Source organism: Bacillus sp. AR2-1, from assembly GCF_008368755.1.
GTDB lineage: Bacteria > Bacillota > Bacilli > Bacillales > Bacillaceae_G > Bacillus_A > Bacillus_A wiedmannii.
Genome location: NZ_QORY01000032.1, coordinates 42,861 through 60,601 on the forward strand (window position 1 = coordinate 42,861; position 17,741 = coordinate 60,601).

The window sequence follows — 17,741 nt, forward strand, 5'->3', positions numbered from 1 at the left end:
TGGTACGTAAGGTGTGTCCTTTACGTATGCTTAATTAAATATTATATTCATATTTTATAATACTTAGTATATCACTATTTTGTTTCAATTTGAATATACATTGTATCAAAAGCTGCAGTTTGACCAATACGGACTTTATAATTACCTTTTTGATAATTGTTAATAGAGTCTTGCGCAATAGTTTCATCAATTTCTTGCTCTAAATTCAATCCACTTAAGAAGGTAACCCATCGTTTAGCTAATTCTACAGTTGCTGGATTATTATCTAAAAAATAGATTTTATAATTACTATTTACAGAACCTTCAATTGCAAATTGTGCACCTATTGAACCAGCTGGAAGATACATATCTTTATCCAAAATACGTACTGCTCCTCTTAAATCTTTATATTTAAGATTTGTATTGTATTTTTTATTAATATCTTTTACTATATTTTGTGCTTCTGTTGATAATTGTTTTTGCACACTTTCATTTTTCAAAGCTTCAGGGTTGTAATCAAAGTCAGGTTGTGCAATCTCAACGTCTAATCCCTCAGGCACTTTAGGCTGTTCTGGCTTCACTTCTGGTTTTGTTTCTGGTTTTGGATCCGGTTTCACTTCTGGCTTTGTTTCTGGTTTTGGGTCTGGTTTCACTTCTGGTTTCGTTTCTTTTTCTATAACATTAATAGAGTTGAATAAGAACTGGCTATATTGTTCACGAGTTACATGTGCATATGGTGAATACAGCTTACCTCCTGTACCAATAGTAACGCCATTTTCTTCTAATGCACTAATTGCTTTTAATGCCCATGAGTTTTTATCAATGTCAGTAAACGATGTTGTCTTAGTAGCTTTAAATTTAAAAGCATTTGTAAGAACTTGCGCCATTTGTTCACGAGTTAGAATATCATCTGGTCCAAATTTCCCTTCACCATAACCAGCAACAAGACCTTCTTTAGCAAGTGCTAAGATTTCTTTTTCAAACATATGTCCTTTAATATCAGAAAACGGGTTTTTGAAGCTAGCATCTGCATCCGCTGGTTTTACATATGCATAAATCATACGCGCCACTTGCCCACGAGTTACATTGTCACCAAAACCAAACTGTCCATTTCCGTATCCTGCTACTACCTTACGGTTTGCTAAACCATAGATTGCTTTTGTAGACCAGTGATTTGCTGGAACATCATTGAATTTTAATGAGTCTGTGTTATCAGCCTTAACAGTAAATGCCCCCGCCCCTAATAGTGACGTTCCCATAATTGTTAGTGCTGTTGCTGTTTTTAAAAATTTATTAGCCATTGTTTGTTCCTCCAAATATATTAGTTTTTTCATAGATTCTTATATTGTACCTAAACTAATCATAAAATCTAGATAATTTAACATATAAATTAATTAATTATCGTTTTTTTATAACCGCTGTTCTATATGGAAAATATCACCATATAGAACTAGGCTTGTAAAGTATTTTTATATATTTATTTTTAAATATAGTTTTTTGCCCTTTATACGTATTCTTATTTTCAACGGAAATAGATTTGTCCCATTCCATCTTTGTTTGCCCATATCGGCGCTTTCACACTATCTATCCCTATCATTTTAAAAATAAAGAAGTGATGTTCAGCTTTTATCTTAAAATTCAACGACTTATTATGATCTACGCGCCCTTTTGTATATTCATATTTCCATCCATCCATATTCTGCTCTTTCATTTTCTTCTCTATATCAGGAATTAGATTTACATTTTTTCCTTCATATGTGTACTGAAAACCACCTGTTTTTTCTGCTAACTCTACTGTACTAGAAGCAAAATCATGTGCCTTTATTAACTGCATTCCATACAGTACACCTTCTGGTATAAGAGTTATCAATAGTAAAGAAAGCGTTAGAAAAAGCGCTGTTGTTACTGTATTTTGCATTTCTTACACACCTACTTTTTCTTATTTATTTCACGTTTCCTCCAGCTTTCTTGTTGTCAGAATCTGCTTCATAAATAAATATGTGTTTTGCGTTACTCTTAATGCTGCCTTGCTTTTCATCAAATAGTTTCGTATAACTAGCCGCTTCGGCTTCTCCTTCTACCGCAATCATTGCAGGTTGCTCTTGTACAGCATGTATAGAAAACTCTCGTTTTGATGCTGGATCCTTAAATGTTGCATTTTTGATATAAGACTTTTCAAATTCTTTCTTTGCGATTTCTGGTTCAATAGCAATTTCTTCTTGCGCTCGTAAAACACCAACTTTTACGGCTTTATCCATCGCTGCACTTCCAGCACGTTCTAATGCAGACTTATTATCTGTGTGTGTTGTATCTCCAATAATCATATCTGTCATTAAGAATAAACAACCAACAAACAACAATATTGAGGCGGCCCCTATAATAAATTTTTGCATCTTTCTTCACCCCTCCTTAATTTTCAGACTTTCGAAATCGAAATCCACTTAAAATGGAACTTTTCTTTTGATTCAACAATTGGTTTGGCAGCAATAACTCTGCTATTTCCTTCATTATGCCTTCAAGCTCTTTATAATAGTTCCGACTAGATAGTAACGTATTACTATTTAATTGCGATTCAAATACATCTTCTATCACATATGGTGCTAAAGCAGTTAATAACTTATCTCCAAAACATTCTTCTACTACTTCATTCTTTAAAAGTGCAGGAGAAAACTTATTCCCAATGATCCTCGTTTTCTCTAAAGCTAAGTAAGAAACAAGCTTTCTCTCCTTTTGTGTAAGAGGATGTGCTATCTTTAGCAATTGATGTAGATCTGGTTCGGCTACAAAGAATATGTAATCTGCCATTTCACATATCTCATGGTATAAATCTTTATCCCAATCGCTCCCCGCATCAATTATAGATATAGGTGCTTCTTGGTTAGCCAATAAAACCTTAATAAAATGGTCGAAGTCCTGCTCAGTTTCATTTTTCAATTCTTGGTCTACAATAGGATTCTTTACGATATAGTTTATTCTTCCTTGCTTCCATTTTGGAATTGATAATATATCAGATTCCTTCTGTAACATCTCTTTATATCGCTGCAACATAAATTCACTACGATAGTTTTCTGGTGCTTCAGTATATCCCTTTAGTAACGGATACGTATAGCCCTCATCATATAGATTCTCTATATAGTTCACATCTATCTGTAGTTCATTTAAATACGCAGCTAAAAGATGTGAAACAAAGGTAGCTCCACTTCTTCTATTCATACTGGCCACAACAATTGTTTTTCTTGGAATGGCAATACCAATTTGCTTCCCATATACCGGCTCAAAAGCCAATTTATACTGTTTTTTAATAATTGGTGCTTTAGGATTTTTCTCTTGAGTAGACTTACGCTTTTGTTTATTTTTAAATAGTTTGGATTTAGAGGCAGATTCATTGTTGCTACCTTCCTCTAATTCACTTGATATTTCCTCTTCTTCCTCACCAACTGGAACGTCGGGCAATTTCGTTTGTTGCGGCGCCTGACTTGCTCCTACAATTTCCGCTACATTTTTAATATCTGATTTCTGCAGCAGCTGCGGGATGACTTTATTATCAATATCAATTTTACGAGAATTAAAAATGTCATAGATACCTAGATAAATCAGTTTCGCCAAAAACTCATCTTCATTTTCACGCTCTGTAAATACCACTATACGAATATCCCGATTAAAGCGAATATCTCTTAGTTTCTGTAAGATAATCAATTCACGTTTCTCTTCATGTCCTGCATCAATATTTAATCGTTTGTCATTAATACATAGAATATTGGGCTGTTCCGTATCTAGAATTTCATCTAGGTACTTGATGTGCATCACATCACTATCAGCTACTTCAAATCCCGCACTAATAAAATCCTCACGTAAATATGCTGTATATACAGTATCACTAATAGCTAAAACGATCTTTTTCTCCATAGTTAACCTCCTACAAACTCTAACGTTGGATTAAAATCATGTTTTCAATTGGAATTTGCGCTTGAAGATGGACCTTCTCAATAATCTCATTCAGAATATACTCCATTTCAACTTGTTCCATTGGACGTGGAGCCCCAAAATCAGAATTTAGTTTTACTCGTATTTCTAATCGATCTTGTATCTCATGTAAAGGTGTATCAAGATAAAGAATGCTGTAGTATAAAACACCATCTTCAATATTTTTTTGAATCATATCCTTTGTTTGATGAATAAATGTAACCTCAGCAACCTCAATAAAAGGATCGTCAATTGTTACTTTACTATTCCAATTTAGATTCCAAACCTCACAATGCTCTTCTGCATGCACAACAACTCCATTTATTGAAAGCGTAATAGCAAAAAGACGATCTACAGGAACTTTGGTTAACGAGGTAACATCACCTTTCTCTAATTCAAAACCTTTTTCCAATCGCTCATGTTCAAAAGCACATTCAGCACCAGCGAATGCAATTTCACAAAATACTTGTTCTAGTAATGGATGGATCCCCTCATATGTTCGTACGGCAAACACACAAAACTCTTGTGTTTCATCTGTTCGAATGATTTCATATAATTCAAATTCAGATGCATTTGCTAAGGCAAAAGGAATATCTTTTATAAAGTTAGGATCAGTATATAAAGTGTCTGGAATTTGTGTTTCAGGATGATGTATAAACTCTAGGCAAAGTTGATACCCTTTTAAAAACGCATTCTTAGCTGCTGCTGGGAATAAAGTTTCAAAACGTTTTACATTATTTTTAAATTTTTGTTCTTCAACTTCGTTATTAAATTCCCTTTCTTGTAAGATATTCGTTCTATTACCTAACTGCAAAAAGTAATGATTAATCATTCGATTAATACTTTCCTCAAATGTTTTATTATCCTCACAATACTTTGTAAATCTCTTTTTACTCAGGTTTACAATTTCATTCATAGCCTGGATTCTCCCTCTCAAATGTTATATATACAAAAAAAGACACACCAATGGCAGGTTATGTGCCTTCGGTGTGTCCGTTTAGCTAGAAATTAAATCTATTAATTTATATATTAATCTTGAATAATTGTCATTCACACATAAGAATAAAGCTAGAATTTTTAAAAGTCAATAGCTTTATTGCATCCTTGTGCACATATATTTATTCCTATTTCTATATATTCCCATTCATCTATTCTAAAAATACAGTTAATTAAACAAACCTCTATATTAATCAAACAAATGTTAGAATAATACAATGTAAAGAAGATTATTTACGATTAAATTTTTACAACTACTTAACAGACAATCGCCCCATATTAATATTATGTAAACAATAATAGCCCGTTTTATAATACACACTCCAATTCACATATAGATCGACAGTGATATATAAAGAAAAATCCAAGGAGAATTGTTAATCTCATATCAACATTTTAATAGAATAAGTATTTATATTAGATATCATTCACATCTTATAAGATACACTTCTTAATAGAAAAAATTAAAAATAACCATCTATTAATAACAATATACATTTAGATTTTTATCACTTTCATTTAGAAAAACTATTACATTTCAATAAATTCTTTTAGCACACTACTATATTTAAGAAATTACTCCAATAGATCTGGAGCTTTCATACAAATAACTATAATCTTTATATACAATTGAACTTTCCAAACTCCATTATCTCTGTTATTGATGTCATATAAACAAGAAAAAACCACTATTTATCAAAAACTCACATTGACATATCAACTGACATTGATATGTCAATCAAAAACCAGAGAGAAATGTTAATTTTATATCAACAGTTTTTATGTAATAAATACAAATACTCATCAACTATCTTAAAAAACGTTTTAACAGTAATGTTATTAATAGCTATTGATTCTGTAATATAAACATTTAATAAATAAATTAATTACTTATTAACAAAATATAAAACTTCTAATCAAATACAAATTTCAATCTATTAATAAACTATCACATTAACATTTTATTCTTTTGGTTGACATGAAATTGACAACAGAATATAGTACAATACTTAAATTCACTCTTATATTAATGATAGTGGTGCGGATATTTGCAACAGATTCAACCAATAATTATTTATATGTTAATTATACACACTAAATTAAACAATTATACATTCAGATCCTTGTCACTTTCATTTAAACTAACTTTTACATGTCATTCAAATCATTTAGCGTACTACTATATTTAAATGATCACTTCAAGAGACCTGGATCTTTTGTACACAAAACTATAATCTTTATATACAATTGAACTTTCAAAACTATATTATTCCTGTTATTGATGTCATATTAACAAGAAAAGCCCCCTTCGAAATGCGCCCTCACATTTACATGTCAACCGACATTGATATGTAATCACAAACCCTGCGGTAAATGTTAATTTCATATCAACGTATTCGATGCATAAAGTATAAATACTCATTAACAACTCTATAGGGAAACGCTTTTTAAATAGAAACATTGTTAATAGCTATTAATTCTGTAACTTGAACTTATAATAAATTAATTACCACAAGACATAAAACTTCTAATCATGTACAAAGTTTAATCTATCAATAATCTATATGAAACTATTGTATTTACATTTCATTCTTTTAGTTAACATAAAATTGACAATAGAATATAGTGAGGTGTTTAAATATCAATCTCATGTTAACGATAGCAGTGTAGATTTAAGGGATTATACATTCAGATCCTCGCCGCTTTCATTTAAACTAACTTTTACATGTCAATCAATCCTTTTAGCGTACTACTAGATTTAAATGATCACTACAAAAGACCTGGAGCTTTTGTACACAAAACTATAATCTTTATATACAATTGAACTCTCAAAACTACATTATCTTTGTTATTGATGTCATATGAACAAAAAATAACCTCTTTGCAAAGTGCACTCACATTTACATATCAACAGACATTGACATGTAATCATAAAAACTCCAGAACGAATGTTAATTTCATATCAACATCTTTAATACATCAAGTGTAAATACTCATTAACAATCCTATAAAAAACAGTTTACAATAGGGATATTATTAATAGCTATTAATTCTGTGACATGAACTTATAATAAATAAATAAATTAATTACTAACAACATATAAACCTTCTAATCATGTATAAAGTTCAATTTATCAATATTATATATAAAACTACCATATTAACATTTTATCCTTTTGGTTAACATGAAATTGACAATAAATTATAGTAATGCGTTTAAATATCGATCTTATGTTAATAATAGGAGGGTAGATATTGGTAATGGAATCAATTTATAATTAATCGTTTGTTAGTTCCTTCACTAAATTAAGCAATATTACAGAGTGTTAAAAGACTTATTCCGTTAATTTGAATGATTTTTTCATATATTTGCCCCTCTTATAATTAGGGTGCTTTAATACGAACACCACCAATACAGCGATAACTAATGATAGTTCGGTTAACAAGACATTGATATTTATCTACCAAAAACTTTTTCTATGTTAATCTCATATCTCATGTTAATGTCAGTAGGGGTTAGAACTCCGTCTAAATTGGATTATTTCCACCTTTAACAATAGCTATCCTGTTGAAAATTAAACAAATGACATCTTGGAATTATTTGAAAATCACAAATGTTAACACAGCGACATAAATCTATCTCAAATATTCCATACACTATTAAAATACTCGTAAATATCATATTGATCGTGACATAGAGTGGACATTGAACCTTAAAGTCGATTCACATTAATTCTAATTCTATATCCATAGCTATATTTATCCTCATAAAATACTACTAATTTGATTATATTATTACCTTTTTTTCTAGACATTATACATTATAATTAAAATTTCCTAGCTCACGTCAGCTTATTTTTCCGCACTATCATTGATTATCTCCTCATAACTTGTTTACAAAACACCTATATTTCCTTATCATTAGTATTAAGTAACGTGTTATGTTAATCTCATGGCAACTATCATTGATCTTGCTAACATAAAAGATCAAGGTATCCATTGATAGAACATTGCCATTTATATACTTTGGGGTAACAATAGCATCAACAAATCAAGCGTATTCTATATCAATAATCAATGTTCTGTTAACAAACATTGAATTACATGTTAGTGTTATATTTCATGTGAGTTACTGAATACATAGGGATTTTCATACATATTAGCGAAATAATACCTAACATGTTAATCTCAGTTCACATGTTAATTTCAAATTGAATGTTCATGAGTTGATTTTTAAGGAGGTTGTTACTATGATTGAACAAAAAAACGAATCACAAAACCATCAAATTAACGATGATGACATATTAGATGATAATATTTTTGAAAAGGCATGGCGAATAACTGAATTCTCTAAACTAGTTGGACGTCATCACAATACCGTTTATAATTGGTTCAATATTTTAGAGGAAAAAGGGCTCCACGAAACGTTAAGAACCCAAAATACAAATGAAAAACTCTATAATACATTAGATCTTGAAATTGCTCTATTTATTAAGCAGAAAAGGGATGAGAAATGGTCTTTAGATGCAATTATTGACCTATTACCACACCAATTCGATTTAAGACCTGTATCACTAGAAAATCAATCAAATGAAGTGTCTACTGAATTAAACCTTCAGGCAACTGCAGAAATCATTGAAAAAATGGTAGCTAAACAGTTAGAAGAAAAAATAAAACATATTGAGTCTCATTACGAAGAAAGGGTAGACAGTATACTTAAACAGTTACCACAACCCGAAGATGCAGAAACCATAAAATTACGACAGCGCCAAGATAGACTTGATAATTTCATTATTGAGCATAGGGCACGTCAGGAGTTAAGAAAGCAGGCAGAAGGCCTGTGGAATAGTAAAGCTGCAGAGGAACGTACTAGAAAGGTAGGATGGTTTAAAAAAGAGGAAGATTTGGGTAAAAAACAACTCTTCATTGAACAGTATATACAGGATAATATAATTGATTATATAAAATCTCTTATGAATTCTGTGGAATAATAAAAAAGTCTGGAACTTAGTCCAGACTTTTTTATTATTTTGTAGTACCAAACATCTTATCTGGATCTAGAAAATCTGCTAAATCTTCATCTTCATTTGCTCCAGCATTATTATTTTCTTCGTCACTACCCATATCGATAAAATCTCCAAATGCAAAACCTAAATCCTCATCCTCATCAATACTCTCGATAGTACTAATTTGAGACTTTGTAAACTGAATTTGGCTTTGTCTTTCTTTAAACTCATTAAATTCTTCAACTAATCCTTTAGATAATCTCGATGGTAATGCATCAGTTTTATAGAACGTATATACACTTCCTAAGAAATCATTTTTACTTACCAAATATCCATTAAAAACTGTACCGTTTATAGGTAGATTATTTGAAACTTCTACCTTAGCATCATCCATAAAGGAATCATTAATGTTTTTTTGCTCATCTAAGATAGCAAGCATACCAAAATGATGTACTTTTGACGCTTCTACAGAACCGTCGTTATTCTTCTTCATCAAATCAATTGGGGGATGGAAAGAGCTACCTCTTAATGATTCTTGGAACATCTCGATAATTGCATGGCTATTTTCTATCTGGTTCATATTACGTGAAACCTTATTAATTACTAAACAACCCGTTTTCTCAAGTAAAATACGCTTAAAGTCTTGAGAATCAAGTATTACAGATGTACCAGATCCATTGGCAGCGGTATTTAACTCATGAATGATTTCACTAATGCGTTGATTTGCATAATCTCGTGAATTGGCGATACCTTTTTTCTCATTTTCATTTAATTCCTTAAATTCATCGTAGAAGTGCTGGTTATCAGCAAATACTACAAAGGCTACACCTTTGGATTTATCATTTGCTAATTTCCAAATCTCCTGTGAAAATTTATTTACTTGTCGTAATACATCCGGCCCATCTGCTCGGACAGGAAGTGTTACAACAATCCCCATTTTAATAAAATCTTTGCGCTCAATAGCATTTTCAAAGGCAATTCTCGCAAACTTTGCTTGATTTGCTTTGATTTCAGACATTGGATATTGCTGAGCAACTTTTTGTAATTCTTGTCTGATTACTGGTTTATTATGAAAAGCCGAAAATTCTTCAATAGCTTTAATGATTGTAGAAGTTCCTGTTCCTCCACCTAAACCTGCAAAGAATAAAACAAGTTCATCAGAAGGTCTTACACGTTCAGTAATAAATTCTTTTAATTTATCTTTTGCTTCCTCATTTGAATCAAGAACTTTTAACGCACGCTCAGGGTTCTTACCTAAACCACCTAATTTAAGTGAAACTTGATTACTTTTTGGTACATTTTTTAATTCAGCTAGATCTCCATCATTACTATTTAGTGCTAAGCAATTATATACTGCTGTGCCATCTGTATGTGTATATTCCGCAAATTTATCTACCATTCTAGTACCAGCTTGACCAAATCCAACCATTGTCATTTTAACTGCTACTTCATTTTTCAAGAAGTTTTTTGCCATTATTTTATCTCTCCTTATTTACCTTTTTTTCTTTTCCCTAACTCAATAAGTACTTGTTGCCCTCTATAAGTTGAGATTAAAAATTTATATGGATGCATAGTCTTTTCATAGATTAAAGACATTGATGATAGCGTACTCACACTTATTTCTGCTGAACGTCTAGATATATTCGTACGTTCAACTTCTAATGAATAGGATTTACCTTTTTTCTTCTTTACTCTCCTATCAATAACTACATTTTCCACTATTTCATTAATCGATATGCCTCTCATGTACTTTGTCTCTTGAAATTGTTTATTTACTACGTTTCCTATGTATAGAAATACACTGTAGAGTATCTCATCTTGTTCAAGTATATCAGCAAACATGTTTACTACTTCATCTGCAAACTTGATTGTTTGATATTTTTCACTTAAAACCTCGTTCAAGTTGTCCCCCCCTTAAAGCATTGGTTAATTATTCCTAGAAACATAGTACATCATTACACGTCGTATATCAAGTCATTATAAATAAAACTTATATATAGGCCTTATATATAAGACTTACATTAATAAAATCATAAAGAATCTATGTTTTATAAGGCTTTATATATACAGCGTATATATAAAGTGTATACACAGTATATAAGTCTTAAATTTCATGTGATTTACATTTTAATTAATTGTAATAAAACACTATAGAAAAAACTGATAAAAACACATGAAAAATCACTCTTTATTCTTAACATGAAACTCACAAAAATATGTATACAACTTATATATAAGTTGTATATATAAGTTGTATACATAAACGCTTTTATAACAACAATAAATCAAATTTTATTTACAACAATTATTTGTTATTATCTTTTATAAGCTGTATAAATAAGTTTTATATATAATTCTTACTTATACAGCTTATATAAATCGCATCTAAAATATTAAATATCCAAACACCTACTATCATACGCGTGTAGATATGTTACTAAGGAAATTTCATCAAGATCTTATAACAATTCACACTAAGTTTTTTTATTACTTAATTGTTTTGAAGGGATTTATCTCTTATAAGGACGATAATTGTTAATGTTATGTTAATGCACTGTTCTTTACCTAGTACTTGTTAGTTCACATGAATGTATATGTTGACAAAAAAATATGCTCTGTGCCTCATTTGAATACAATTCCTTGTCAATTTCAGTCAATCTTAGAAAGCCATTAGGAGAGGCTGTTAATTTCATATGAACAACAGAAATCATCTCAAATTATAATTAACATGTTAAAAAGAGAGTCAAAGGTTAAGCTGACTGATGCAATAGTTCTTAAAATCCCTGTAAATAATCTCTTAAACTAAGACATTCTAATAGTATTATGCTAAAAAATTGCATCACTGCTATGAAATTTATGTAAATTGGATTATTAACAGTAAGTTCTTATCTTATTAACATCAAAGTGATACTTACATTACACTAAAAGTCTTATTAATTTAGTAGGAATGATGATAGCAATTAGAACTTCACATAAAATTAACAACTAATTAATTTTATGTGAATGGAACCTTTATGTTAAGCACATGTAGACACATTCTTGATGTACTAACGATTTAGTAGAAACACTCATTATTTATTTATCTAAATGAAATTATAATTATATAAAATAAAACACCTAAAAGAATAAGTTGAATTTTTACAATAAACCAGTAACAAAAGTAGGAGAGGGCATTTCAATAAAAAGTTTACTTTCTAAAAAAATATAGGGAAACTACTCTTTGTTATCAAAAGCTTCTTTATAATTCTTAAATAATTGTAATCAATCAAAATGTTATTATTCCTATCTAATAAAAGTTAGGACGCCATAACATTATTTTATTAATGAAATTTCATTATAACTATTGTTAGATATCTAGTAGTATATCGGCCTAACAATATAAAAGATTTAACAGATCCATATAAACCCATAATTTATAAGAGATTTATAATTGTAGTTACCATCCCAACTCTGGTGTACAAAATTTGCTATCTCTGAAAAGCAAAACCTCTTATTCATATTTTCTTGTTTTACAATTCATATATTAATGTAATAGTATATTAAAAATGATAATTATTTAATTTAAATCTAATTCAACATAAGAGGTGTATACTTTGTCCGGAGAAGTGTATAAATATAAACGACCAGGTACCAAAAAACATTTTCACTTAAAAGAAGCAGACGTTTTTATCTTAACAGTTTTATATTACAAAAGAGCTCTTACAACACGACAAATCACAATGTTATATAGTGCATTTGAGGGAAGAGAGTGTTCTGAAGCTAGCATATTTACAAAGCTTGACCGATACTCACAATACGGTGCTATGCTAACGAAAAAAATAGATAAAAGGGATGACAGCATTACGAAACGCGCCTTATTTTCCTTAAAAGAAAAAACAATTGAATTTTTAATAGAAATAGGGAGAATCCCAAAAAAAAGTTCCAAAAGAAGGTACTCACGAGCAACTTCTTTTCACACAGTATGTTCACGCGAAGTCATTATCCGTACTCTTCTAGCGACTACAAAGAAAGCACAAAACAATGAAGTATTATATAAAATGGATATTCGTTCTTTTTACCAGAAACAAAATATGACAATTGAGGATGACCAGTTGCCTTTGATTCCTGATGAACATATTTCATATCTAGGTAAAAATATCTATATCGAGATGGATATGTGTAAAGAAACAAATGCTACCTTAGTTGAAAAAGTAGGTAAGTACATAGAATTTTCACAAAAAACGGATGAAAATATAACCGTTGTTTTTGTTATGTACGACAAATCTATGTTCCTTGCCGAAGATGCTGAACCACCATACGTGCGGATGAAAAATTTATTATTTTCTATACGGAAATATCATGAAATATTAATGAATCTACCCAATCTACATGTACACGTCTGCTCACTTAAATATGCTGGAGATGTAATTTCAGATATCATCCTTGGAAAAGATGATAATCAAAACTTTGAACAAGATATTCTTTTATCTTTATCTCAACGTTCAATAGGAGATGCCGATTGGCGTTACGCATTTGTTGAAAGGGTTCAAGCGTTCAAAGAACCAATAGATGGAGGCCTTCGACGAACGTATAGGAGAGATAAAGATGTTATCCAAGATTTCTTCTTTATTTTCGGAAATGAAAATGATTACCGGATGATTGCTAGACTAGACGATGTCATATTTTCAAGAAAAGAAGGAGACGAAGGCGTTCCACTTGTTGTTATTTATCCGAAACGTGAAAAACCTAGAGATATTCTTTTAATGAACACTTATCACAACGTTCTACTGCTATCCTTACAAAATGAAAGTGTCACTATAGAAGCGGATGAACAGATCCTGGTACGTACTGCAAATAACATTCATCCGAAAAGACGTAAACTTGTAGAATTATATTAATCTATTATTTTCTATATAAATCTATATAATTATATTGATTTATATTATTTAAAGTGTTAGAATAACGTTTGAACATATAATGAAAACTACAATCAAATCAGAACATATGAAATTAAGGCAAGCGACACACGCTGTTTTTACAGTGGGTGTCGCTTGTCTTTTTTTATATGGAGAAAGGTGGAAAATGATAATGAATTTACAATTTGCAACAACAACGCATGGGGGAGTGCTCTCTGCAAGAGAAGCATTTAAGAATCCAGAACTTGTACTTAAACATATTACAGAAGAGGGTGCAACGTTTAATGTTTCTCTACAAGATATCCAAGTTCCAGGAAAGCCAAATTACTTTTGGTACGATGTCATAATTGAAACGGCAACAAATAAAAAAATAGAGGTGAATATTGCAGTACTTTCTCAAGAAGAATATGACCAACTATGTGAAAGAAGTAGTATTGATTTATATTTAAAACAAACCGAAGATGCAGCGAAATTCTTTTTAGAAAAATCAAAAGAGCAATTTAAACCTGAATTCAATAATCGCTTCACATTCCATCATAAAATTCAAATATACCTGTAAGATGTAGGTGATTTTCTATGGGGACACTTAAACAACGGTTACCGTTATTTACTACACTCACCTTAATTAGTGGATTTATTTTTTCATTTGGATTCGGTCTAGTAAACTATATAAAGTTACTTTACTATGCATTTGAACCACCGCCTTATCCTATAGAAATTACATATATACCGCTTATTTTAATGTTCTTCTCTTTACTATTAGGAGAATTTAGCTTTAGGTTTTACAGCCGCATTCCTGCTTTACATGTCAAAAATGGAAATTTGTTAATTTTAATTACCTCTCACATTGCAGTTGATATCCAATTTTTATGGTTTGCAACTGCTCCGATCCATGCAAAGGTTATTCCTTATCTCACGGATAGATCAAAACATATCGATTTTGGTGAATATGAGGCAATAGGCCAGGTTTTAACAGGAAATTTTCACACACTCACTTTGATTTTTGTATTTTTACCTACAGTATTTATGATTTTGTTTACACTTTGGTATAGTGGCCATATTGTTCGTTACCGAGGAGAGATATTAAAGTGGGCACAAAAATACGAATATAAAAATCACAAGTTACAAAAATGGTTTAATGGCCAAGAAGAACAAATATATCCTGATGTAGAAATTGGACCTCATATTGAGCATAAGGAAATGGTTCGTATTAAGGGGAAAGATAGAACGCTAAATGGAATTATTATTGGTCCGATTGGTTCTGGTAAAACATCAAGTTTAATTATTCCTATGATAAATCAAGATTTACACTGGATGGTACGTTTCATAAATAAGTTTGAAACAACGTATAAAAAGAATGACTATGATACAGAAGAAGTAAAAGGAACATTTTTAAATGGTGTGACTGTTATTGAACCAAGTAATGATTTATGTCAAAAAATATTTAAGTTGGTACAAGCACATAAGATCCCTGCAAGCTCCGTTTACTATATCGATCCAACTAATCCTGATACCAAAAATATAAACATTCTGCGAGGACCCGTTGATAAAGTAGCAGAGGTTTTCGCAATGGTTATTCAAGGTTTGTCTGAATCTAACAATGCGTTCTTTGAACAAGCCCAGCGTAACCACCTTAAACAACATATCTATTTACTAAAACTACACAACCCACAAAAAGACGTAACCTTCGACGACTTAATTGAGATGTATGATGATGTAGAACGTGTCCATCGCATGCATAAGCTTTTAAAGGTCCAAGTAGACAAGTTATATGATTTTGTTCAAAGCGGGGCTGCTTCACGTGACCAAAAAAATGAATATAAAATTATAAAAGGTATTGATGAATGGTTTGATAATACCATTCGTGAAAAAACAGGTTTCCAAGGAGAACCGGCAGTTTATAAATCAGGGAAATATCGCGGACAACCAATGCATTATGACAAGGAAGAAGAATATGTTAAAGGTTTACGTAATATCTTAAAAGATTTAGCTTCAAACGTTTTAATACGACGTGTTTTATTTGGAACATCCGATTTTGATTTCGATGTTCATTTAGAGCAGGGTGGCATTTTACTTGTGAATACAGCGAAAGGAGAGTTAGCAGACCTTTCAAACGTATTAGGAAAATTTATATTGTTAAGTATGCAGAATGCAGTATTCCGTAGAGAGCCAAACATCTCACCTTACCACCACATTATTGTCGATGAGTTTCCGGATTATGTTGTACGGCCGTTTAAAGAATTCCCTGCACAATCTCGTAAATATAAAGTAATTCTAACAATCGCTAGCCAAACACTATCTCAATTAGCTCTCGACTTCACAGAGCAATACATGTTTACCTTACTGGGCTCATTCCGTAACAAAATGATATTTGGAGATGTAACGCCATATGATGCAAAGATCTTCTCTGACATGTTTGGTGAGAAAGAGGAATTTAAAGAGGCGGAATCTGAACAAGGTATTTCTCCTATGCAAGAGAATCCTGTTAGTCGATTAGGATCAACCTATCAGAAAACAAAAGAAGTTGTTATGTCACCAGGAGATATCATGGCACAAGGTGCATTCATCTGTGCTGCTCGTATCGTACAAGATAATCATGTGCAACCTGTACAACAAATTACAAGTAACTTTGTACCAAAAGAAGAATTTTCCCAAGCAATCATTCAAGTAGATATAGAAACAGGCCAATATTGGGAAAATGAACGTCTGCGCCTTATTAATGAATCTATTGCAAAAACAAATCCTATGAAGCATGTAGATGCAGAAAACATGAAGAAAATACAACCGTTACCGCCTATCCGAGAAGTTGAGATTGAACAGAATAGCTCCATAGAAACAAACGGGGAGCATCAACACATTTTATCATTAGAGGATTATAAGGAACACAAGTCCCAAAATGAAACCTTACCTAATGATCCTGCAGCTATGAACCGGCAGGGAGATATTGATGATGAAGTTGAAAATAAGCTGTATGAAGATATTAGGGAATTTATTATTGAATCACAACAAGTCTCGCCATCTATTCTGCAAAGAAAATTCAAGATCGGCTATATGAAAGCTATGCAATGTATTGAGAAGTTAGAACAAAATCTAGTTGTAAGTTCTTACACAGGGGATGGTCCTCGTAAAGTATTAATTTCAAATAATAGTAGTATACCAGAAGAACCAAGTGTTAATACTACTCATTTATCTGACAATACTATTTCAGATGAAGTAGCGATTCCAAGCGAAGACAATGGAACCGTACAAGAGGAAACACATATAGAAAGTATAAGCACTGCAATAACAGAACTAGTCGTGAAAGAAGATATGGAATTATCTCTTATGGACGAATGCCTTGAAATAAACATGGAGGTAGTAGAACTAAACCAAGAATTATCTATTACTATGTTAGAGCAAGATTGGGCTAAGAATTCCAATATTCATTCCGGGATTCCTGATGAAACTGAACCACAGCTAGAAACATTCTCATCTGGTGAACTTCCCATTAAAATAATAGGAACTGCAAAGACGAGTATAGAACCTACTTCAATTCCCGTTACAATAACAGAGTCATACGAAACACATGTAGATATCAATACGGTTCCAGTTGAAGAAATGCTTAATCATACCAAAGAAAATAAGCTAGATGAAGATGTAGCAAAAGTTTATGAATCTATTAGTATTACGGTTCATGAAAACCTAGAAAAAAATAGAGAAGATAATTCGAGAAATGATGAGAAGCAACCAGAATATAAACGTATGAGTTACAAAGAGCGCCAAGATCACTTGAAAGCTCAGCAAAACAATAAGAATAACACTACGCATTCGCTGCTTAATAAAATTGAGAAACCAAAGCAAAAAACGTCGAACGTAATGAGTAAAGAATTGAACAATTTCTTTGATTAATAGTTGGTAAGCC

11 protein-coding genes are annotated in these 17,741 nt (G+C 31.3%); 4 read left to right on the forward strand and 7 right to left on the reverse strand.

The genetic code is table 11. The features are described from left to right. Positions 1 to 74: 74 nt before the first annotated feature. The 5 genes from DT250_RS28210 to DT250_RS28230 form a co-directional block, all read right to left on the reverse strand. On the reverse strand, positions 75 to 1,313 hold the full coding sequence (locus DT250_RS28210) for an S-layer homology domain-containing protein (RefSeq protein ID WP_149214091.1): 1,239 nt from the start codon (positions 1,311 to 1,313) through the stop codon (positions 75 to 77). 188 nt (positions 1,314 to 1,501) lie between these two features. After that, on the reverse strand, positions 1,502 to 1,897 hold the full coding sequence (locus DT250_RS28215) for a DUF4320 family protein (protein ID WP_149214092.1): 396 nt from the start codon (positions 1,895 to 1,897) through the stop codon (positions 1,502 to 1,504). A 25-nt stretch (positions 1,898 to 1,922) separates the two neighbouring features. Then, the gene (locus DT250_RS28220) at positions 1,923 to 2,372 is read right to left on the reverse strand and encodes a hypothetical protein (RefSeq protein ID WP_149214093.1); all 450 of its coding nucleotides are present in this window, start codon (positions 2,370 to 2,372) and stop codon (positions 1,923 to 1,925) included. 16 nt (positions 2,373 to 2,388) lie between these two features. Then, complete coding sequence (locus DT250_RS28225) at positions 2,389 to 3,885, reverse strand: hypothetical protein (RefSeq protein ID WP_149214094.1); 1,497 nt, start codon at positions 3,883 to 3,885, stop codon at positions 2,389 to 2,391. 19 nt (positions 3,886 to 3,904) lie between these two features. Then, positions 3,905 to 4,858: a hypothetical protein gene (locus DT250_RS28230; protein ID WP_149214095.1), complete on the reverse strand. Its 954-nt coding sequence runs from the start codon at positions 4,856 to 4,858 to the stop codon at positions 3,905 to 3,907. Between the two features lie 3,331 nt (positions 4,859 to 8,189). Between DT250_RS28230 and DT250_RS28235 the strand changes: the two genes are divergently transcribed. Then, positions 8,190 to 8,930 carry a MerR family transcriptional regulator gene (locus DT250_RS28235; protein WP_149214096.1) on the forward strand — a complete coding sequence of 247 codons (741 nt, stop codon included), beginning with the start codon at positions 8,190 to 8,192 and terminating at the stop codon, positions 8,928 to 8,930. A 34-nt stretch (positions 8,931 to 8,964) separates the two neighbouring features. Here the strand turns inward: DT250_RS28235 and DT250_RS28240 are convergent, their stop codons facing one another. Further along, on the reverse strand, positions 8,965 to 10,419 hold the full coding sequence (locus DT250_RS28240; RefSeq protein WP_088610522.1) for an FtsZ/tubulin family protein: 1,455 nt from the start codon (positions 10,417 to 10,419) through the stop codon (positions 8,965 to 8,967). Between the two features lie 14 nt (positions 10,420 to 10,433). Next, positions 10,434 to 10,847, reverse strand: coding sequence for a hypothetical protein (locus tag DT250_RS28245; RefSeq protein ID WP_046956052.1), 414 nt, complete (start codon positions 10,845 to 10,847; stop codon positions 10,434 to 10,436). A gap of 1,691 nt (positions 10,848 to 12,538) precedes the next feature. Between DT250_RS28245 and DT250_RS28250 the strand changes: the two genes are divergently transcribed. The 3 genes from DT250_RS28250 (at position 12,539) to DT250_RS28260 (ending at position 17,728) form a co-directional block, all read left to right on the forward strand. Then, positions 12,539 to 13,822 (forward strand): replication-relaxation family protein, encoded by a 1,284-nt coding sequence (locus DT250_RS28250; protein ID WP_149214097.1) that lies wholly within the window; start codon positions 12,539 to 12,541, stop codon positions 13,820 to 13,822. Between the two features lie 190 nt (positions 13,823 to 14,012). Further along, complete coding sequence (locus DT250_RS28255) at positions 14,013 to 14,399, forward strand: hypothetical protein (RefSeq protein WP_255450502.1); 387 nt, start codon at positions 14,013 to 14,015, stop codon at positions 14,397 to 14,399. A gap of 17 nt (positions 14,400 to 14,416) precedes the next feature. After that, positions 14,417 to 17,728, forward strand: coding sequence for a DNA translocase FtsK (locus tag DT250_RS28260; RefSeq protein WP_149214098.1), 3,312 nt, complete (start codon positions 14,417 to 14,419; stop codon positions 17,726 to 17,728). Positions 17,729 to 17,741 lie beyond the last annotated feature (13 nt).

Excerpts from the sequence above, each read along its gene's own strand:
- DT250_RS28210 (WP_149214091.1), bottom strand. The coding sequence starts at position 1,313 with ATGAAAAAACTAATATATTTGGAGGAACAAACAATGGCTAATAAATTT.
- DT250_RS28215 (WP_149214092.1), bottom strand. The coding sequence starts at position 1,897 with ATGCAAAATACAGTAACAACAGCGCTTTTTCTAACGCTTTCTTTACTA.
- DT250_RS28220 (WP_149214093.1), bottom strand. The coding sequence starts at position 2,372 with ATGCAAAAATTTATTATAGGGGCCGCCTCAATATTGTTGTTTGTTGGT.
- DT250_RS28225 (WP_149214094.1), bottom strand. The coding sequence starts at position 3,885 with ATGGAGAAAAAGATCGTTTTAGCTATTAGTGATACTGTATATACAGCA.
- DT250_RS28230 (WP_149214095.1), bottom strand. The coding sequence starts at position 4,858 with ATGAATGAAATTGTAAACCTGAGTAAAAAGAGATTTACAAAGTATTGT.
- DT250_RS28235 (WP_149214096.1), top strand. The coding sequence starts at position 8,190 with ATGATTGAACAAAAAAACGAATCACAAAACCATCAAATTAACGATGAT.
- DT250_RS28240 (WP_088610522.1), bottom strand. The coding sequence starts at position 10,419 with ATGGCAAAAAACTTCTTGAAAAATGAAGTAGCAGTTAAAATGACAATG.
- DT250_RS28255 (WP_255450502.1), top strand. The coding sequence starts at position 14,013 with ATGAATTTACAATTTGCAACAACAACGCATGGGGGAGTGCTCTCTGCA.
- DT250_RS28260 (WP_149214098.1), top strand. The coding sequence starts at position 14,417 with ATGGGGACACTTAAACAACGGTTACCGTTATTTACTACACTCACCTTA.